19 protein-coding genes are annotated in these 18,984 nt (G+C 53.5%); 6 read left to right on the top strand and 13 right to left on the bottom strand.

Annotation, left to right across the window (positions count from 1 at the left end):
- Nucleotides 1-50: 50 nt before the first annotated feature.
- Nucleotides 51-740, bottom strand: coding sequence for a phosphate response regulator transcription factor PhoB (gene phoB, locus WC7_RS20055; RefSeq protein ID WP_003021496.1), 690 nt, complete (start codon nt 738-740; stop codon nt 51-53).
- Between the two features lie 190 nt (nt 741-930).
- Between phoB and sbcD the strand changes: the two genes are divergently transcribed.
- From sbcD to araJ, 3 genes are all read left to right on the top strand, one after another.
- Nucleotides 931-2,133 (top strand): exonuclease subunit SbcD, encoded by a 1,203-nt coding sequence (sbcD, locus tag WC7_RS20060; RefSeq protein ID WP_016152015.1) that lies wholly within the window; start codon nt 931-933, stop codon nt 2,131-2,133.
- Nucleotides 2,130-5,276 carry an exonuclease subunit SbcC gene (gene sbcC, locus WC7_RS20065; RefSeq protein WP_016152014.1) on the top strand — a complete coding sequence of 1,049 codons (3,147 nt, stop codon included), beginning with the start codon at nt 2,130-2,132 and terminating at the stop codon, nt 5,274-5,276. Before sbcD ends, sbcC begins: the two co-directional genes overlap by 4 nt.
- Before the next feature lie 187 nt (nt 5,277-5,463).
- A complete protein-coding gene (gene araJ, locus WC7_RS20070; RefSeq protein ID WP_032946974.1) occupies nt 5,464-6,636 on the top strand; it encodes an MFS transporter AraJ in 1,173 nt (390 codons plus the stop codon).
- 27 nt (nt 6,637-6,663) lie between these two features.
- Here araJ and mak read toward each other — a convergent pair whose 3' ends face one another.
- On the bottom strand, nt 6,664-7,572 hold the full coding sequence (mak, locus tag WC7_RS20075) for a fructokinase (protein WP_016152012.1): 909 nt from the start codon (nt 7,570-7,572) through the stop codon (nt 6,664-6,666).
- A 91-nt stretch (nt 7,573-7,663) separates the two neighbouring features.
- On the opposite strand from mak, the gene rdgC reads away from it, so the two are divergent.
- Nucleotides 7,664-8,575 carry a recombination-associated protein RdgC gene (gene rdgC, locus WC7_RS20080; protein WP_016152011.1) on the top strand — a complete coding sequence of 304 codons (912 nt, stop codon included), beginning with the start codon at nt 7,664-7,666 and terminating at the stop codon, nt 8,573-8,575.
- A gap of 50 nt (nt 8,576-8,625) precedes the next feature.
- Here the strand turns inward: rdgC and ppnP are convergent, their stop codons facing one another.
- The 5 genes from ppnP to WC7_RS20105 form a co-directional block, all read right to left on the bottom strand.
- The gene (gene ppnP / locus WC7_RS20085; protein WP_016152010.1) at nt 8,626-8,910 is read right to left on the bottom strand and encodes a pyrimidine/purine nucleoside phosphorylase; all 285 of its coding nucleotides are present in this window, start codon (nt 8,908-8,910) and stop codon (nt 8,626-8,628) included.
- 71 nt (nt 8,911-8,981) lie between these two features.
- Nucleotides 8,982-9,659 (bottom strand): AroM family protein, encoded by a 678-nt coding sequence (locus WC7_RS20090; RefSeq protein WP_016152009.1) that lies wholly within the window; start codon nt 9,657-9,659, stop codon nt 8,982-8,984.
- Between the two features lie 247 nt (nt 9,660-9,906).
- Nucleotides 9,907-10,098, bottom strand: a complete 192-nt coding sequence (gene yaiA / locus WC7_RS20095; protein WP_016152008.1) for a protein YaiA — start codon at nt 10,096-10,098, stop codon at nt 9,907-9,909.
- Between the two features lie 26 nt (nt 10,099-10,124).
- On the bottom strand, nt 10,125-10,670 hold the full coding sequence (aroL, locus tag WC7_RS20100; RefSeq protein ID WP_016152007.1) for a shikimate kinase AroL: 546 nt from the start codon (nt 10,668-10,670) through the stop codon (nt 10,125-10,127).
- Nucleotides 10,671-10,855: 185 nt separating this feature from the next.
- The gene (locus WC7_RS20105) at nt 10,856-11,311 is read right to left on the bottom strand and encodes a YaiI/YqxD family protein (protein WP_016152006.1); all 456 of its coding nucleotides are present in this window, start codon (nt 11,309-11,311) and stop codon (nt 10,856-10,858) included.
- Between the two features lie 148 nt (nt 11,312-11,459).
- Between WC7_RS20105 and proC the strand changes: the two genes are divergently transcribed.
- A complete protein-coding gene (proC, locus tag WC7_RS20110) occupies nt 11,460-12,269 on the top strand; it encodes a pyrroline-5-carboxylate reductase (RefSeq protein WP_016152005.1) in 810 nt (269 codons plus the stop codon).
- Nucleotides 12,270-12,286: 17 nt separating this feature from the next.
- Here the strand turns inward: proC and adrA are convergent, their stop codons facing one another.
- The 5 genes from adrA to WC7_RS20135 form a co-directional block, all read right to left on the bottom strand.
- Entirely contained in the window at nt 12,287-13,402 is a 1,116-nt protein-coding gene (adrA, locus tag WC7_RS20115; RefSeq protein WP_088583121.1) for a diguanylate cyclase AdrA, read from the bottom strand.
- A gap of 91 nt (nt 13,403-13,493) precedes the next feature.
- Entirely contained in the window at nt 13,494-13,814 is a 321-nt protein-coding gene (psiF, locus tag WC7_RS20120; protein ID WP_003830956.1) for a phosphate starvation-inducible protein PsiF, read from the bottom strand.
- Between the two features lie 97 nt (nt 13,815-13,911).
- Nucleotides 13,912-15,327 carry an alkaline phosphatase gene (gene phoA / locus WC7_RS20125; RefSeq protein ID WP_016152003.1) on the bottom strand — a complete coding sequence of 472 codons (1,416 nt, stop codon included), beginning with the start codon at nt 15,325-15,327 and terminating at the stop codon, nt 13,912-13,914.
- Nucleotides 15,328-15,431: 104 nt separating this feature from the next.
- Nucleotides 15,432-15,674: a sigma-S stabilization anti-adapter protein IraP gene (locus WC7_RS20130; RefSeq protein ID WP_016152002.1), complete on the bottom strand. Its 243-nt coding sequence runs from the start codon at nt 15,672-15,674 to the stop codon at nt 15,432-15,434.
- Nucleotides 15,675-15,923: 249 nt separating this feature from the next.
- A complete protein-coding gene (locus WC7_RS20135; protein WP_016152001.1) occupies nt 15,924-17,120 on the bottom strand; it encodes a multidrug efflux MFS transporter in 1,197 nt (398 codons plus the stop codon).
- 301 nt (nt 17,121-17,421) lie between these two features.
- On the opposite strand from WC7_RS20135, the gene ddlA reads away from it, so the two are divergent.
- Nucleotides 17,422-18,516 carry a D-alanine--D-alanine ligase gene (ddlA, locus tag WC7_RS20140; RefSeq protein ID WP_032947051.1) on the top strand — a complete coding sequence of 365 codons (1,095 nt, stop codon included), beginning with the start codon at nt 17,422-17,424 and terminating at the stop codon, nt 18,514-18,516.
- Between the two features lie 25 nt (nt 18,517-18,541).
- On the opposite strand, the gene WC7_RS20145 is transcribed toward ddlA, so the two are convergent.
- On the bottom strand, nt 18,542-18,763 hold the full coding sequence (locus WC7_RS20145) for a DUF2754 domain-containing protein (protein ID WP_016151999.1): 222 nt from the start codon (nt 18,761-18,763) through the stop codon (nt 18,542-18,544).
- Nucleotides 18,764-18,984: the final 221 nt, after the last annotated feature.

Below are 18,984 nucleotides of genomic sequence, written 5' to 3'. Positions count from 1 at the left end.
ACGTCTTACTCCCTATACGGCCTAATCCTTCAGGCCCTGATTCTTGTCAGTCAGAAGCGGGTTGAAAAACGATATCCCGTCCCGCGAACCGTCTGCACCATACGATCGTGTCCGCTGTGCTCCAGCGCCTTACGTAAGCGGCGGATGTGCACATCCACTGTCCGGTCTTCCACGTACACATTGGTTCCCCAGACATGATTGAGGAGTTGCTCGCGACTGTAGACACGCTCGGGATGAGTCATAAAGAAGTGCAACAGTTTGAATTCGGTCGGCCCCATATCCAGCGGATCCTCGCCGGTCATCACGCGATGCGAGGTGGGATCAAGGCTTAGCCCCTGCATTTCTATAACCTCTTCCACCGCCATCGGTGAAATACGACGCAGAACTGCTTTAATACGCGCCACCAGCTCCTTGGGAGAAAAGGGCTTGGTAATATAGTCATCCGCACCGGTTTCCAGCCCCCGGACGCGATCTTCCTCTTCCCCCCTCGCCGTCAGCATCATCACCGGGATATCCCGCGTCATCGCTTCGCGCTTAAGATGTTTAATAAACTGTAGACCCGAGCCGCCGGGAAGCATCCAATCAAGCAGGACGAGATCCGGCCAGGGTTCATTGAGTTGGTTCACAGCACTGTCATAGTCTTCGGCTTCAACGGGTTGAAATCCGTTTTGCTCGAGCACGAAGCAGACCATTTCACGAATTGGAGCTTCATCTTCTACGACCAGAATACGTCTCGCCATGATTTGCCCTGTTTGTAATTAAATCGTTTGCCATCAATACAGTGCCATTATGCGTCAGTTTTATGACAGATTTATGAAAAGATAGTCCAGGTTTAACGCAGCCCGGCGAATTATGACAGCCCGGAGACAAGATATTCCCACTCGTGAAGGGTTATAATCCCCGCCATTGTTTTACCGTCATGGAACTCTTATGCGCATCCTTCACACGTCTGACTGGCATCTGGGCCAAAATTTCTACAGCAAGAGCCGCGCCGCCGAGCATCAGGCCTTTCTCGACTGGCTGCTGGAAACGGCACAATCCCAGCAGGTGGATGCCATTATTGTGGCAGGCGATATTTTCGATACCGGCTCACCGCCTAGCTATGCCCGTGAGCTGTATAACCGTTTTGTCGTCAATCTGCAGCAAACCGGCTGTCATCTGGTGGTGCTGGCAGGCAACCACGACTCCGTCGCCACGCTCAATGAATCCCGCGATATTCTTGCGTTTCTCAACACCACGGTGGTTGCCAGCGCTGGCCATGGGCCGCAGATACTGCCGCTACGCGACGGTACGCCGGGGGCGATCCTGTGTCCGGTGCCTTTTTTACGTCCGCGCGACATCATCACCAGCCAGGCCGGGCTGACAGGACAAGAAAAACAGCAGCATTTACTGGGCGCAATCACCGACTATTATCAGCAGCAGTATCAGGATGCCTGCACGCTGCGCGGCGACCACAATCTCCCCATCATTGCGACCGGGCATTTGACCACCGTTGGAGCCAGTAAAAGCGACGCCGTACGTGACATTTATATCGGTACGCTGGACGCCTTCCCGGCGCAAAACTTCCCACCGGCAGACTACATCGCGCTGGGACATATTCACCGGGCGCAGGTTATCGGCGGCACGGAACATATTCGCTACTGCGGCTCGCCGATTGCCCTCAGTTTTGACGAGTGCGGCAAAAGCAAATGTGTACATCTGGTGAGCTTTGACGCGGGGAAACTCAGCGCCGTTGAAAATCTCACCGTGCCGGTTACGCAGCAGCTTGCGGTACTGAAAGGCGATTTAGCCGCCATTACTACCCAGCTTGAGCAGTGGCGCGGCGTGCAGCAAGAGCCACCGGTGTGGCTGGATATTGAAATCACCACCGACGACTACCTGCATGATATGCAACGTAAGATCCAGGCCTTAACCGAAGATTTACCGGTAGAAGTGCTACTGGTGCGCCGCAGTCGTGAACAGCGCGAACGCATTATGGCCAATGAACGACGTGAAACGTTAAGCGAGCTGAGCGTGGCAGAGGTTTTTGACCGCCGCCTGGCGCTGGAAGAACTCGAAGAACCGCAGCGTGAGCGGCTTAACCAGCTGTTTAGCGCAACCTTACAAACGCTTGCCGGGGAGGCTGAAGCATGAAAATTCTCAGCCTGCGCCTGAAAAACCTCAACTCCCTGAAGGGAGAATGGAAAGTCGATTTTACGGCAGAACCGTTTGCCAGCAACGGGTTATTCGCCATCACCGGGCCAACGGGTGCGGGGAAAACGACCCTGCTGGACGCAATTTGCCTTGCGCTGTACCACGAAACGCCGCGCCTGAATACCGTGTCACAGTCGCAAAACGACCTGATGACCCGCGACACCGCGGAGTGTCTGGCCGAGGTCGAGTTTGAGGTGCGGGGCGAAGCCTACCGCGCATTCTGGAGCCAGAACCGGGCACGCAATCAGCCGGAGGGCAATCTGCAGGTCCCTCGCGTAGAGCTGGCCCGCTGCTCCGACGGTAAAATCCTCGCCGATAAGGTCAAAGATAAGCTGGAGATGACCGCCGAGCTTACCGGGCTGGATTACGGACGTTTTACCCGTTCGATGCTGCTGTCTCAGGGGCAGTTTGCCGCATTTCTCAATGCCAAACCGAAAGAACGCGCCGAGCTGCTGGAAGAGCTGACCGGCACTGAGATCTACGGCCAAATCTCCGCCATGGTATTTGAAAAGCACAAATCAGCGCGTACGGAACTGGAAAAATTGCAGGCCCAGGCCAGCGGTGTTGCGCTGTTAGCGCCAGAGCAATTGCAATCCCTGACAGAAAGTTTGCAGGTACTTACTGACGAAGAAAAACAATACCTTACCAGCCAACAAGCCCAGCAGCAGCACCTCAACTGGCTCATGCGGCAAAATGAGCTACAGGCGGAGATAAACCGCCACCAGCAGGCATTACAGGCTGCACTTCAGGCGCAGGAAGAGGCGCAGCCGCAACTGGCGGCGCTGAGTCTGGCACTCCCGGCCAGAGCGTTACGCCCACACTGGGAGCGAATCCAGGAACAAACGGCTACGATTGACCGTACGCGACAGAAGATTCAGGAAGTGAATGCTCGCTTACAAAGCAGCTTAGCGCTGCGCGGACGTATTCGTCAGCAGGCACAAACGCAGTCGGCCGCTATGCTCGCCGGACAGCAAACGTTAACCGACTGGTTGAAGGAACATGACCGCTTCCGTTTGTGGAGTAGCGAACTGGCAGGATGGAAAGCGCTGCTGGCCCAACAGTCCGACGCCAGCGTTCAACTGCGCCAGTGGCAGCAGTTGCGGGAGAACGACACGCGTAAGCTCGATGCGCTGGCGATTCCCACGCTGACCCTTTCGGTACAACAGGTAACGGAAGCGCTGGCGCAACATGTGCAGCTTCGTCCGTTACGCCAGCGGCTGAGTAATCTGCACGGGCACATCGCCCCGAAGCAAAAGCAACTGGCGCAGCTACGCGCCACGCTTGTGCAGCGTCAGCAGGAGCTGGCCCAGCGCAATGCGGTGCTTACAGAAAAGCGTCAGCGCTATAAAGATAAAAATCAGCAGCTTGCCGATGTGAGAATCATTTGCGAGCAGGAAGCCCGGATCAAAGATCTGGAAAGCCAGCGGGCACTATTGCAATCCGGCATGCCTTGCCCACTTTGCGGCTCCACCACGCACTCGGCGATTGAGCGCTATCAAACGCTCGAACTGAGTGTGAATCAGACACGGCGTGAAGCGCTGGAAAAAGAGGTCAAAACGCTGGCCGATGAGGGTTCAACTCTACGCGGTCAACTTGAGGCGATAACCCAGCAACTTCAGCGCGATGAACGCGAAGTACAAACGCTTTCTCAGGAAGAGCAAGCACTTACTCAAGAGTGGCAGACCGTCACCGCCAGCCTCAACGTGACGCTGCAACCGCAGGATGACATCGCCACGTGGCTTGCCGCCCAGGAAGAGCACGAGCAGCAGCTTCACCAACTAAGTCTGCGTCATACCCTGCAAGCGCAAATCACCGCACACACAGAGCAGATTACTCAGCTCCAGCAGCATATTGACCAGCGTCAGGCAACGTTAACCGCCGAGCTGGCCCGTCATGGTCTGTCCCTTCCGACCGAGGCTGAAGTCGCCTCATGGCTGAGCGAACGGGCGAACGAAGCGCAAATGTGGCAGCAGCGCCAGAACGAACTGACTGAATTACAGGCTCGAATCGCCCAACTTGCGCCGGTGCTGGAAACGCTGCCTGAAACCGATGCGCTTGGTGAAAACAGTGAGAATCTGTCGCTGGAAAACTGGCGGCAGGTGCACGACGATTGCCTCTCTTTACAGGGGCAGTGGCAAACCTTACAGCAGCAGGAGGCGCAGGAGGTTCAGCGCGCTGCAGAAATTCAGGCGCAGTTTGATACCGCATTGCAGGCCAGCATCTTTACCGATCGCGACGCCTTTGTTGCCGCCCTGCTGGATGAAGAGACCTTTAACCGCCTTGAACAATTGAAGCAATCACTGGAAGGCCAGCGACAGCAGGCGCAAACGCTGCTTAATCAGGCGCAGCAGGCGCTGGCGACTCATCAACAACAGCTACCAACCGGGGTGGATCTCACGCTCACCGTGCAACATCTTCACGACGCGCTGGCGCAACTCACCCAGCAGCTACGGGAGAACACCACTCGTCAGGGCGAAATTCGCCAGCAGCTCAAGCAGGATGGAGAAAACCGCCAGCAGCAGCAGGCGCTGATGCTCGAGATTGCGAAAGTCGCACAGCAGGTCGAAGACTGGGGCTATCTGAACGCGCTGATCGGCTCGAAAGAGGGAGATAAATTCCGCAAGTTTGCCCAGGGGCTGACGCTGGATAATCTGGTCTGGCTTGCCAACAACCAGTTGACCCGACTGCACGGTCGCTATTTGTTGCAGCGCAAGGCCAGCGAAGCGCTGGAGCTGGAAGTGGTTGATACCTGGCAGGCCGATGCCGTGCGTGACACGCGTACGCTTTCCGGCGGCGAGAGCTTCCTCGTGAGTCTGGCGCTGGCGCTGGCGTTGTCCGACCTGGTCAGCCACAAAACGCGAATTGACTCCCTGTTCCTCGACGAAGGTTTCGGCACGTTGGACAGCGAAACGCTGGATACCGCCCTGGATGCGCTCGATGCGCTCAACGCCACTGGCAAAACTATTGGTGTCATCAGCCACGTTGAAGCGATGAAAGAACGCATTCCGGTGCAGATCAAGGTCAAAAAAATCAACGGACTGGGCTACAGCAAACTCGATAAAATGTTTGCAGTTGATGCCTGATAGCATCTCAGCTCCAGGAGGCCGGATATGCGCCAGCGCCATCCGGCACAGCACATAGCACGATCGTGAATACACAAAGACGGATATGAAATGGCATTCCACTTCGCTTATCCGCAAGCTATCTCTATTGGCGGCGAACGTTCGCCGCTATGGCGCACATCGTGCGTCTTTCTTGTTGGCAGGTGGTATGAAAAAAGTCATTTTCTCTTTAGCTCTGGGGACATTTGGGCTGGGCATGGCCGAGTTTGGCATCATGGGTGTACTCACCGAGCTGGCGCGGGACGTGGGAATTTCCATCCCTGCCGCTGGCCATATGATTTCGTTTTACGCTTTTGGCGTGGTGCTGGGCGCGCCTATTATTGCGCTCTTTTCCAACCGCTTTTCTCTCAAGCATATTCTGCTGTTTCTGGTCACGCTGTGCGTGATCGGCAACGCCATCTTCACCCTCTCCTCCTCATATTTAATGCTGGCGGTGGGCAGGTTGGTTTCCGGCTTTCCACACGGCGCGTTTTTTGGCGTTGGCGCGATTATCCTGTCGAAGCTGGCCCGTCCGGGAAAAGTCACCGCCGCCGTCGCGGGCATGGTTTCGGGTATGACCGTTGCTAATCTGGTTGGCATTCCCATCGGCACCTGGCTGGGCCAGGAATTTAGCTGGCGCTACACGTTTCTGCTGATAGCCGTCTTTAATATCGCCGTGATGGTCTCGATAACTTTTTGGATACCCAACATCAGCGATGAAGCCAAAGGGAAACTGCGCGAACAATTTCACTTTTTGAAAACCCCCGCCCCGTGGCTCATCTTTTCCGCCACCATGTTTGGTAACGCCGGGGTTTTCGCCTGGTTCAGCTACGTCAAACCGTACATGATGTTCATCTCCGGCTTTTCCGAAGCGCTGATGACCTTCATCATGATGCTGGTGGGATTGGGAATGGTGTTGGGAAATCTGCTGAGCGGTCGTCTTTCTGGCCGCTATACGCCGCTGCGTATTGCGGTAATAACCGACTTTGTAATTGTGCTGGCTCTGCTGCTGCTCTTTGCCTTTGGCGGGATCAAAGCCGCGTCGCTGATCTTCGCCTTTATTTGCTGCGCGGGCCTGTTTGCCCTGTCGGCGCCGCTGCAAATTTTGCTGCTGCAAAATGCTAAAGGGGGTGAGCTGCTGGGTGCGGCAGGAGGGCAAATTGCCTTTAATCTCGGCAGCGCAATTGGCGCCTGGTGCGGTGGTATGATGCTGACGCTGGGCTTTGCCTACAACTACGTGACGTTGCCGGCGGCGCTGCTGTCGTTTTCTGCAATGTCGTCGCTGCTGCTCTACGGTCGCCTGAAGCGCAGCGTATCCCGGATGACTCCCGCTGCCGGATAGCCTCTGCGCTACCCGGCAACGCGAACATTACTCCTGCGGCCACAACCAGGCCGCGCCGCGCACGCCGCTGGAGTCACCGTGCAGCGCCTTGCGTAGAGGCGTTTCGCACTCGCCGCCAAAGACAAACTGTTTAATCAACGTTGGCACGTTTTGATACAGTCGGTCGACATTACTCATTCCGCCGCCCAGCACGATTACGTCCGGATCGAGAATATTCACCACATGTGCCAGTGATTTCGCCAGACGCAGCTCGTACCGACTCAACGCCTGTTCCGCCTGGGCATCCCGGGCATTAACAAGACTGATAATTTCACTGCCCTTGAGCGACTTACCGCTCAGACGCTGGTAGTCGGTGGCAAAACCGGTTCCGGAAATGAAGGTTTCAATGCAGCCTTGCTTGCCGCAATAGCAGGGCACTTCCTGCCGATAACGCAGTTCGTCTTCGTCCATCCACGGCAGCGGATTATGCCCCCACTCGCCCGCAGTACCGTTGCCGCCCGCGTGCGCCCGGCCGTTCAGCGCCACTCCAGCGCCACATCCTGTACCGATAATCACCGCAAACACGGTTTGCGCCCCCGCCGCTGCACCATCAACGGCTTCAGAAACCGCCAGGCAGTTGGCATCATTTGCCAGCCGCACTTCGCGATTCAGACGCGTACTCAGGTCTTTGTCAAAAGGTTGCCCGTTAAGCCAAGTCGAGTTGGCATTCTTCACCACTCCGGTGTAGGGCGAAATTGAACCGGGAATGCCCATCCCGACGGTTCCCGACTGCCCGGTGGCCTTTTCCGCCATCTCCACCAGCGCGGCGATGGTTTCTATCGTTTGCCGATAATCATCACGCGGCGTGGGCAGGCGATGGCGAAAAAGCTGTTCGCCTGCATCGCCAAGCGCGATAACTTCCGTTTTCGTACCGCCTAAATCGATACCTATACGCACTGTTTGCTCCTCTTCCCGATTAACAATGCAAGCATAGCGACAATTCGCTATCATGCCCGCTGGATTTAACGACAAGGCCGTGGAAATTATCATGCTGTGGTTCAAAAATTTAATGGTTTACCGTCTTAGCCGCGATGTTTCTTTGCGTGCCGAAGAGATGGAAAAACAGCTGGCATCAATGACGTTCACCCCTTGCGGTAGCCAGGATATGGCAAAAATGGGCTGGGTTCCGCCGATGGGATCGCACAGCGATGCATTAACGCATACCGCCAATGGCCAAATTATTATCTGCGCCCGCAAAGAAGAAAAAATTCTGCCGTCGCCGGTTATTAAACAGGCGCTGGAAGCCAAAATTTTCAAACTGGAAGCTGAGCAAGGTCGCAAACTCAAGAAGACCGAAAAAGACTCGCTGAAAGATGAAGTTCTGCACTCATTGCTGCCGCGCGCCTTTAGCCGTTTCAGCCAGACGATGATGTGGATCGATACCGTCAACGATCTGATCATGGTTGATTGCGCGAGTGCGAAGAAAGCCGAAGATACGCTGGCGCTGCTGCGTAAGAGTCTCGGTTCGCTGCCGGTCGTTCCGCTGACGATGGAAAACCCCATTGAGCTGACGCTGACCGAATGGGTTCGTTCCGGTACAACGGCACAGGGATTCCAGTTACTGGATGAAGCCGAACTAAAAGCGATCCTTGAAGACGGCGGCGTGATCAGCGCGAAAAAGCAGGATCTGGTCTGCGACGAAATCGCCGTGCATATCGAAGCGGGCAAACTGGTCACCAAGCTGGCCCTCGACTGGCAGCAGCGCATTCAGTTCGTGATGTGTGACGACGGCTCTATTAAGCGTTTGAAGTTTAGCGACGAGCTGCGCGATCAGAACGAAGATATTGACCGCGAAGATTATGCTCAGCGTTTTGATGCCGATTTCATCCTGATGACGGGTGAACTGGCGGCGCTGATTAAAAGTCTGGTGGAAGGATTAGGCGGCGAAGCGCAACGTTAAGCCGTACTTACCGAATGGCGGCATAATGTCGCCATTCGTCATTTCTATGCTTACAGATAGCGGCAAAGATAGGATGTTGGCTCTGCCACCTGCAGATGAAACTCACTGTTGCCCGGTACGTTGAACACGTCCCCTGCGGCATACACCTTCCACTCAGTTTCCCCCGGCAGCAGCACGTTCAGTGCGCCGCTAACGACAGTCATCTCTTCAGGCGCCGCAGTACTAAAGGTATATTCGCCTTCAGCCATCACGCCAACACTGGCGCGGCCAGTACTGCTGCTGGTAAAACCGATCGATTTTACTTTGCCGGAAAAGTATTCATTACTTTGAAGCATACAACTGGCCCCATCTCGTGATTAAGTTGAGAACCAATATAGGGGGCTGACGTTCCACCTGTCACGCAAAATTACGCCAACAGCTCCGAAGCCAGTCGGGCAATCAACACATTAGACAGAAGAACCGGGACATCCAGCGATTTTTGCAGTAAATCGCGATGGCGTTGATTGAACCCCAGACAATCCAGCATGATCACATCCGCGCCTTGCTCCAGCAGTTCTTTCCCGGCATCAATCAATTGTTGTTCGGTACCTTCGATCGGATTCGCCACGGCATACACTGGTGGAGTTTGTAACACCTGCCATTTTTGCGTCTGGGCTTTGAGCAATTCGGTGACGGGGACAATAACCCCGACCTGATGCCCATCGACAATCGAGGCCACCAGCGGGGGGATAATACGTAACGGCTCCAGCAGAATGCCATTGCGGGCGGTCAGGCGAGCGATTGAGGCGGTACTCATCAGCAGGATCACGTCAAAGCCCTGGTTATCCAGCACCTCCACGATACTTTGCAGCGAGCGCTCAACCTTCTGGCGTGAGACATGCGCAAGTTGATGGTCGCTGAGCAGCGTTAATAAAGGCTCGTCACCGGGCGAAACGCCGTACTCAGCCATCACATCTTCTCGCCGCATCTGTCCAAGCAGACTGTGGTGAGTAATGTGCTGTTCATCGATATATTCCGTCAGGAGCGGTAACACCTCACACATCGGCACCACGCCAATCGTGAGGATAGCCAACGACGCACTCATTTGTTGCTCCACCATCTTCTTACTTTGCTGTGAAATCCCGGGCAAGTGCCGGGCGCTGACCTGCGCTACAAATGCTCAAAAGCGTAGCAGCTGAGCGGCGATGTATTGTGTAAAGATTCCAAATCATTCCGGTACTGGATTGTTATTGCTTAATTTTCAATTTTAACGGTATACGGCGAAATTTAAGAAAATGTGATGAACGCCCGTCGTGGCACTTTTCAGACTCGTGCCAGGACGGTGCTTAATATCAGGTTTTATCGGGGTCTTCGTAGCGTTTTTTGGCATCCATGGCTTCCTGCGCAGAAGGATGCTCACTGATCAACGTATTCGGTTTAGGGTGATCGGCTCGAAGTTGATACCAGGTTACCGTCTGGCCTGGCGTCCCCTTTTCAACCGTAACAATGGTCGCTTGACGCGGGTAAGGTGGTTTTGTCGGCATAGTTCTTCCTTTTCACTGGATGAACATTAAGTATAGACACCGCCCTGTAACCGTGGCGCTGCCTGCGCCAGTATCTCAAGAATGTCTTCCACCACCTGCGCAGGTTTATGGGTGGCATCAACGATGTAGTGCGCAGCTTCACGGTACAGAACATCGCGCTGAGCGAGCACTTCCTGCACCTCTTCAGTCAGCGGCTTACCGGTTAAGGTTGGGCGCAATCCCTCTTCAGGCGTGGCCTCCAGACGATCAACCAGTACTGATGCCGGTGCGCTTAAATAGATAACCACGCCGTGGCTGCGCATGTAATGACGATTAAATTCGGTAAGAATGATACCGCCGCCGGTCGCAACAACCGTTGCCGGGGCTGTGACGGCCTGCAGAGCGCTCGTCTCCTGGGCACGAAACCCTTCCCATCCTTCCCTTTCGACGATCTCCGCCACGGTCATCTGCACGTGCGATTGCAACCAGCGATCGGTATCGACAAACTGGAAATCGATAGCCTTCGCCAGCGCCATACCGGTAGTTGTCTTACCACACCCCCGGGGGCCGACAAGATAAAGAGGTTGCGTCATTACAGAAATTCCCCAGGGAGCCGCGAGCGAGCGGGATCTGATGCGGTTAAAGATATAATCATATCACCAAACTAGTACATCGCCAAAACGTAAAGAAAAAATTACATACAGGGTAGAGATACCTATTAACCCCTACTATAACAAGAATTCACCATGAATAAAGTGTAAATAATAAATTACACGTTTTATTTTCTGCGCTGTACTTCCAGCCACCACTTATCAAGCTCAGCAGCAAAATGCTGCCTGTCTCGTGGTGAAAGGCTGTCCGGCCCGCCGGTCTGAACACCGCTGGCGCGTAGCGTATCCATAAAATCACGCATCATCAGACGCTCACGGATCGTGGCTTCGGTATAACGTTCACCGCGCGGATTAAGCGCCGCCGCACCTTTTTCAATGACTTCTGCCGCCAGCGGGATATCCGCCGTTATCACTAAATCACCGGCACTACACTGACGTACAATCTCGTTATCCGCCACGTCAAACCCGGCGGGAACACGTAATGTGCGGATAAACCGCGAAGACGGGACGCGCAAACTTTGGTTGGCTACCAAAATAAGCGGCATCTGCATGCGTTCAGAAGCGCGGTACAAAATATCTTTAATCACATTCGGACACGCATCGGCATCCACCCATATTGTCATAATTTCTCCCCACTGATGTGCAGTTGCACATTGTCGCGTGCTTTTACTTGCAGGCAAAGTGCTGTTTATCCTTCTGCACGTATTCAATCCGCGCTAAGCTTAGCTTTCCCAGGTAAAACAATGAATATCACGCATAGGGAGTGACAAAATGGACAAGAAAATCGGTTTTATCGGCTGCGGTAATATGGGCAAAGCGATACTTGGCGGCATGATCGCCAGCGGTCAGGTTCTCCCCGGACAAATCTGGGTCTACACCCCTTCCCCCGATAAAGTCGCTGCATTGCACGACCAGTACGGTATTAATGCGGCGCAGTCTGCGCAAGAGGTCGCGCAAATCGCTGACATCGTTTTTGGGGCCGTAAAACCAGGCATCATGATTAAAGTGCTGAGCGAAATTACCTCCAGCCTGAACAAAGACTCCCTGGTCGTCTCGATTGCCGCTGGCGTCACCCTCGATCAGCTCGCCCGCGCGCTAGGCCATGACCGTAAAATCATTCGCGCGATGCCAAACACGCCGTCACTGGTGAATGCCGGAATGACCTCCGTCACACCGAACGCCTTAGTCACGCCAGAAGACACGGCCGACGTGCTGAATATCTTCCGCTGCTTTGGCGAAGCGGAAGTCATTGCGGAGGCAATGATTCATCCGGTCGTTGGCGTCAGTGGTTCAGCACCGGCCTATGTCTTTATGTTTATTGAAGCAATGGCGGACGCCGCCGTGCAGGGTGGCATGCCTCGCGCGCAAGCTTATAAATTCGCGGCGCAGGCAGTAATGGGGTCGGCAAAGATGGTGCTGGATACGGGTAAACATCCCGGAGAACTGAAGGATATGGTGTGCTCGCCTGGCGGAACCACCATTGAAGCGGTACGCGTCCTGGAAGAACGTGGTTTCCGTTCATCAGTGATTGAAGCGATGATTAAGTGCATGGAGCAGTCGGAAAAACTCAGCCGCTCCTGAGTTAACACCGCCGGACGTCAGGCCGCCGCCTCAGTGCGGTTACGTCCGGAATTCTTTGCTTTGTAGAGCGCCATATCCGCCGACTTTAACCATTCTCGATAATGCTCGGTTTCTGCGGTCAGCGGCGCAACGCCCACGCTGATCCGCAGAGCAACCTGCGGCGCGCAGGATAAGCGCAGTTGGCCAAGTCGTTCGTGAACGCGAGACATCGCCGCAATCGCGCTGGTTGCCGGCGTGCCGCACATAATCACCGCAAACTCATCACCGCCAAAGCGCCCGATCACGTCGCTACCGCGTAAGGTCATCTGCAACTGGCGGGTCAGCGCGACAATCGCCTGGTCCCCAACGTCGTGACCCCAGGTATCATTGATGCTCTTGAAATGGTCGATATCGATAATCAGTAACGTGGCGTCACGCTGGTAGCGGCGGCAATTATCAAATTCATTACGCAGTAACAGTTCCCAATGGCGGCGGTTGTACACCCCAGTCATGCCATCTCGCGTACTCATCACCTGTAAACGGCGTTTATGTTCCGCCAGCTTGATGACCGTCTGGTAGCTGACCCAGGCAAACAGCAGCGGATAAATCACCAGCACCGGCAGCGTCAATAGCACGCTAAGTTGAGTACTGCTAAAAGCGACGGAGATATCGGTTAACTGTAACGTCACCAGGCATGAAACCATCATCAAAACGGCGCCTGCGATGAATATTCGCATCCCGCCTGCGCCCATCAGGTTGATGCAGATAATCATCAGCAGCGCCGTGGATGGCAACAGGTTTACGCCCATAATCCCTATCCACATACCGGCAAGAATGGCATCGGCTTTTAAGTTGGTAAATTCGCTATGCAGAGGATCGTCGGCTTTGCTGGCCAACTGCCAGGCCAAATGCGGCCAGACAAACGCCCATCCCACCAGTAATAGCCACCAGCCACCGGTAATGGGCTGAGCAACTAATACCGACGCGATAGGGAAAAACATTCCCCCCAATCCCACCGCTCGCGGCAGCCTGATTCGTCGGGCGAATCGCAGACCGGAACGTTGGTGGTCATTTTGATGAAGCGATAAAAATGCTTCATTCGGGACGACCTTCTTTTGATAAAAGTTTTCATCATTCATTGTATTTGGGAATATTCTGAAACAAATTTCCCAAATTATAGGAAGGGGTCTGGTGGCGGAAGTATGATATTTCGGGTGAGCGATTTTACCTGCTCACCCGTAAGTGCTACGCAGATTTCTTCAGGCAAGCGCTCATAAATTTATTACGATCATCACCTTTCAGAGACTGCTCCGTCGCCTTAACGTTACATTCACGCATTTTTTGCTGCTGCGGCGTCAGGCTCTTTTCCTCCGGCGCAGATTTACTGTTTTTCAGGCAATCACTCATATATGTCTTACGCGCATCCCCTTTTAAGGTCTGCGCCGTTGCCTGCTGATTGCAGGTGGTCATACGCTGTTGTTGCGGGGTTAAAGTCTTCTCGGCAGCACCGACGGTAGTTAAAAAAATCAGACCAAAAAGCAGCGTCATTAATAATGTAATTTTCATAGCATCCTTCTTTTCTGAACGACAACACACAGGTAAGTTTGGCTGCTAACGATAAAAATACCACCCGGCGGCAAAAGTATTGCCGCCGGGCGTCGGGTTATTTCAGTCCTAACGCCGCTTTCATGGTGTAAAACAGGTCGGTTTGATCGGTCAGGCCGACCACATTCGCCGCGTGCGGGCCATAGGCTGCAATTCGTAGCTGGCTGCCGGTGTGCTCCTGAGATTCCTCTTCAGAGTTGCCGTAGCTGATGACCATGACCGCGCCATCTTTGGTGTTCAGCGCCTGGGTCAGGCCTGGTGCTTTGGTATCCGGCGCGACAATCTGGCTGGCATGTGCGTGGTCAGCGGTTACCACCACCAGGGTGTTGCCATCTTTCTTCGCAAAGGCAAGCGCGCGCTGTACCGCTTCGTCCAGATCGACCGTTTCGCCAATCTGTCCGCACGGGTTGGCGGCGTGGTCCTGTTTATCGATTGACGCCCCTTCCACTTGCAGGAAAAAACCTTTCTCATTTTTGCTTAACAACTCAATCGCTTTATCCGTCATCTGCGCCAGCGTTGGCACGCTGTCGTCACGCTTTGGATTTGGCGTACAGGTCACAACCGGCTTATCCAGATTGCCATGATAAGACGCTTTCGGACCTTCCCAGCGCACGGGCATATTGCCGTCAGAGAACAGGCCCAGCAGCGGTTTATCCTGATTAGCTTCGGTAATCGCCGCCAGCGTCGCGGTATCACTCACCATCTGATAACCGCGGGCCAGGGCTTGTTCACGCAACGTTTTACCCTGCCACTCGCCTGCCGCAGCGGTTTCCGCAAACGTTTTTGCCCCGCCGCCCAGCGTAACGTCAGCCCTGGCATTCAGTAATTGTTCGGTGATTGACCCTTTACCGCCTTTTTCCAGCGCATTGGTTGGGCATTTTTCACGTGTCACGCCTGGGCCATAGCACTTACGCGAAGTCACATGGGCAACCAGCGCCGCCGGGGTAGCATCCTGCAATTCAGCGGTAGAAACGTTGCCCGTTGCCAGCCCCGCCGCTTTTGCCATTTCAAGAATTGTGGCGTGATTTTTTTCATGAATATCAACGCCCAGCGCCCCATTATAGGTTTTCACACCGGTGGTCCACGCCGTCGCGGATGCCGCAGAATCCGTCACATAATCGGGTTTACCCGTTTTCTTATCCAACGCATAGTGAGTATATTGTCCGGTCAACGGTAAAGCATCAATCCCTTTAAAAAAGCCGCCTGCGCCTTCGGCATAATTTCGCGCGGCCGTTATTTCTGAGTCACCCATCCCATCGCCAATCAATAAAATAATATTTTTGGCAGGTTTATCGCTCAGAGATTCGCGCAGAGCCGCCGTTTGATCGGCAGACAATCGGCGGGCGCCGCCCGGCGTGGTGATATCACCCTGAGCGGCACGATTATCCAAAACCGCTATGGCAGAGGTTTCTGCATTAATAACCGGGGTAAACAGCAAAGGTAACAGGGCAATAGCGAGTGCGCTTTGTTTCACTTTATTTTCTCCATGTATAAATACGGTAAAATTAAAACAAAGCGACTATAAGTATTTGATGTGACACTTTTATGATAATTTGTGGATGACGCACCACGGATTACTCAAAACGCTTTTGGCACACTCTCGCCAGCGTTATGAACGTTGGTCAGAAACGCAGGCATACGGCCTTCTCCAGCCAAAGCCCCCTCAATTTGGCGAATAAATATTTGCCGATCGTTACACGTCATATTGCGCAGCATTTCGATGATTACCTGCTCCAGCGTTTCAACCTGCGCCGTCAGTTCTTGCGACTCTTCTTCTTTTTGGGCGAGCTTAAGTAACAACTCAGTAACGAGATTTTTCATTTACGTATTCCCTTAACCAAATATAGGCCACGTTATCATTAAGACTCACAACTGCCTAGTGGATGAAAGTTGTATTTTCATAAGAAATAAAACGTTTTGCGAAAACAATCACAACACAAAATAAGGGAGAAGGAGTCTTAGCGCAGAATTATTCCATATAAAAGGGTAAGGGGATTAATAATCACCTGGATATATAAATGCATAATGATGGATTAACAACGCTGACTGGCAGCGTTGTTAATCAGGTACTCAGCGTGCGCAGCGCCGACGTCGCAACGCGATAGCCAGTTGCCAGATGTTGATAAGCACAATGCTCGCCGTGGCAATAAACACCCAGCGAAAGCCCGCCATTGCCGAAACTGTTGCCCCCATTAATGGCCCGGCTACGTTGCCGAGGTACATAAATGACTGGTTATAACCAAAAATGCGCCCGGTTATCTGGTCGCTGGAGTATTTTACCAGCAGCGTCTGCACCGCGGGCAACATCGCGCCGTCGGCAAAGCCGAGCAGAAAACGTAAGATCCCCAACTGCAACGGCGTAGTGACCCATGACATGGCGAAAAACAACACGACGGCGAAGATTAACGTTGCCATTAAAATCCGCTCGGTCCCAATACGATCGCCTAATTTACCTAGCCGGGGCGCAGAAATCAGCGCCGAGATGCCCGGAACCGAAGCAATCAGCCCGCTGAGAAAGGCAATATTAGAACTGTCTGGGACCATTGATTTAATAAACAGCGCCAGAATCGGCCCAATTGAGCCGTTACATAACTGGATCACCATCGTAGTAAAAAACAGGCTGATCACCAGCGCCGGATAAGGCAGCGAGGCAAAGACGGCCTTCCCGCTCAGGCGTTCGCTTTTTTTGATTGTCGGGCGCACACCTTCTTTGATTAAGAACAGCGTGACCAGAAAACTCACTACCAGCAAGGCCGCGGTAATACAGAATACCGCCCGTAAGCCAACGTGGTCGGCAATAAAGCCCCCCATCAGCGGTCCGCCAATTACGCCGCTAATTTGCGCCGTCGAGAGCGTACTCAGCGCCCACCCGCTGCGTTCGCGCGGAACCTGTGAGGCTACCAGCGCCATCGCATTGGGAATATAGCCAGACGTTAACCCCATGACCCCACGCAGCAGAAAAAGCTGCCAGACGTTAGTGGCAAAGGCCTGCAGTAAAATCGCAATCGCCATACCCAAAGAGGCCCGCAGCAACATTAGCTTGCGTCCTTTACGGTCGGCTAAACTCCCCCACATCGGAGAGACGATGGCTGAAATCAGGAAGGTGACGCTAAACGTTAAGCCGGACCACATTGAGAGTGCTTCATGGGAGCTCACCCCCAGTTGGGAGATATAGAGCGGTAAAAAAGGCAGGATTTGGCTGATTGCCAGGCCGGTGAAAAAGCAACCGAACCATACGGAAATGAGGTTGACTCTCCAGGATTCCATAGGGACTCATAACGATAAGTAGCTGAAAACTGTGATTAGCTTAACAAATTACTTAGCCAAATAAGGGTCCACAGGTGCGATATATCACAGTTTAGGATTTTATCTTCCCGCTCATCATATTTGTGATATACCTCACATCAACCCCACAATATCAGCAGGGGTTTATGCTCCGCGTCCGTTCTGCGCGTTTGCGCTTATCTGTTCCTCTGTTGCCCACCAAAACAATCTGCCAGAAGCCGAGGAAACCTGCGTTTTGTCGTGGTAATGTATGTGCTTTGCATTCATGGAATGGGTTTTTAAGATGGCAAAGTTGCGGGTAGGAATCGTATTTGGTGGTAAATCAGCGGAACATGAAGTGTCATTGCAATCGGCAAAAAATATTGTCGATGCCATCGACAAGACTCGCTTTGACGTTGTGCTGTTAGGTATTGATAAGCAAGGGCAATGGCACATTAGCGATGCCAGTAACTATCTGCTCAATTCAGATGATCCAGCGCATATTGCGCTGCGTCCTTCCGCGACCAGCCTGGCTCAGGTCCCGGGTAAACAAGAGCACCAGTTGATCGATGCGCAAAACGGTCAGCCACTGCCAACGGTCGATGTTATTTTCCCGATCGTACACGGCACGTTGGGTGAAGATGGCTCTCTGCAGGGTATGCTGCGCGTGGCGAATCTGCCGTTCGTCGGTTCTGATGTCCTGGGTTCTGCGGCCTGTATGGATAAAGACGTGACCAAACGTCTACTGCGCGATGCCGGATTAAACATCGCGCCATTTATTACGCTCACTCGCGCCAATCGCAACCGCATCAGCTTTGCCGAGGTGGAATCCCGCCTTGGCCTGCCGCTGTTTGTGAAACCAGCCAACCAGGGCTCGTCCGTTGGCGTCAGTAAAGTGACCAGCGAGGCGCAATACAATCAGGCCGTCGCGCTGGCATTTGAATTTGACCATAAAGTCGTGGTGGAACAAGGGATCAAGGGCCGCGAGATCGAATGCGCGGTGCTGGGCAACGATCAACCGCAGGCCAGTACCTGTGGCGAGATCGTGCTGAGCAGTGATTTTTACGCTTACGACACCAAATACATTGACGATAACGGTGCCAAAGTGGTTGTTCCGGCAGCGATCGCACCGGAAGTTAACGATAAGATACGCGACATTGCTATTCAGGCTTATCAGACGCTGGGCTGCGCCGGTATGGCGCGCGTGGACGTTTTCTTAACCGCAGAGAACGATGTTGTGATCAATGAGATCAACACGCTGCCGGGCTTTACCAACATCAGCATGTATCCAAAACTGTGGCAGGCGAGCGGCTTAGGCTATACCGATTTGATCACTCGCCTGATCGAACTGGCGCTGGAACGTCATGCGGCGGATAGCGCGTTGAAAACCAGTATGTAAACCCGCCTGGATGCCTGATCAAGAGCTATTGGGCATCCTTTGCTTCTTCTTCATCTTCCACGCGGCGACGGATAATTAATCCGGACAGCCAAAAGCTAATCACCCACGTTACCAACCCCACCGCATAGGTCTGCCATCCCTGCGCTTCAAAACCCAGTAAGCCGACCACACCGTTCAGAATAAAGATAAGCCCAATAGCGAAGGCATAGTAGTGCCAGTCTCGGCGGATTTTAACAGGCAGGTTCATAACGGCTCCGGTGGAAATACAACGTGAAAGCGCATCCTCGCACATTTCCTCATAGGCGTCTGTGGCCTGTGCGGAATTTCTGAAATGTAACTTGATTTCACTTAAGGTTACTTAATTGTGACAATCAGCAAAAAACCGAGATCCAGGAATAATCTCTACCTGAAATTACCATCATTCTGATATTGACATTGCCGATCACCTGTCAGACTCACAGTCAGTTC

Source organism: Citrobacter sp. KTE151, from assembly GCF_000398845.1.
Classification (GTDB): domain Bacteria; phylum Pseudomonadota; class Gammaproteobacteria; order Enterobacterales; family Enterobacteriaceae; genus Citrobacter; species Citrobacter braakii.
The sequence above is the reverse complement of the archived record's forward strand: the minus strand, read 5'-3'. Positions and strand labels throughout refer to the sequence as shown.

Coding starts and splice junctions, on each gene's coding strand:
- phoB (WP_003021496.1), bottom strand. CDS start 740: ATGGCGAGACGTATTCTGGTCGTAGAAGATGAAGCTCCAATTCGTGAA.
- sbcD (WP_016152015.1), top strand. CDS start 931: ATGCGCATCCTTCACACGTCTGACTGGCATCTGGGCCAAAATTTCTAC.
- sbcC (WP_016152014.1), top strand. CDS start 2,130: ATGAAAATTCTCAGCCTGCGCCTGAAAAACCTCAACTCCCTGAAGGGA.
- araJ (WP_032946974.1), top strand. CDS start 5,464: ATGAAAAAAGTCATTTTCTCTTTAGCTCTGGGGACATTTGGGCTGGGC.
- rdgC (WP_016152011.1), top strand. CDS start 7,664: ATGCTGTGGTTCAAAAATTTAATGGTTTACCGTCTTAGCCGCGATGTT.
- ppnP (WP_016152010.1), bottom strand. CDS start 8,910: ATGCTTCAAAGTAATGAATACTTTTCCGGCAAAGTAAAATCGATCGGT.
- WC7_RS20090 (WP_016152009.1), bottom strand. CDS start 9,659: ATGAGTGCGTCGTTGGCTATCCTCACGATTGGCGTGGTGCCGATGTGT.
- yaiA (WP_016152008.1), bottom strand. CDS start 10,098: ATGCCGACAAAACCACCTTACCCGCGTCAAGCGACCATTGTTACGGTT.
- aroL (WP_016152007.1), bottom strand. CDS start 10,670: ATGACGCAACCTCTTTATCTTGTCGGCCCCCGGGGGTGTGGTAAGACA.
- WC7_RS20105 (WP_016152006.1), bottom strand. CDS start 11,311: ATGACAATATGGGTGGATGCCGATGCGTGTCCGAATGTGATTAAAGAT.
- proC (WP_016152005.1), top strand. CDS start 11,460: ATGGACAAGAAAATCGGTTTTATCGGCTGCGGTAATATGGGCAAAGCG.
- psiF (WP_003830956.1), bottom strand. CDS start 13,814: ATGAAAATTACATTATTAATGACGCTGCTTTTTGGTCTGATTTTTTTA.
- WC7_RS20130 (WP_016152002.1), bottom strand. CDS start 15,674: ATGAAAAATCTCGTTACTGAGTTGTTACTTAAGCTCGCCCAAAAAGAA.
- WC7_RS20135 (WP_016152001.1), bottom strand. CDS start 17,120: ATGGAATCCTGGAGAGTCAACCTCATTTCCGTATGGTTCGGTTGCTTT.
- ddlA (WP_032947051.1), top strand. CDS start 17,422: ATGGCAAAGTTGCGGGTAGGAATCGTATTTGGTGGTAAATCAGCGGAA.
- WC7_RS20145 (WP_016151999.1), bottom strand. CDS start 18,763: ATGAACCTGCCTGTTAAAATCCGCCGAGACTGGCACTACTATGCCTTC.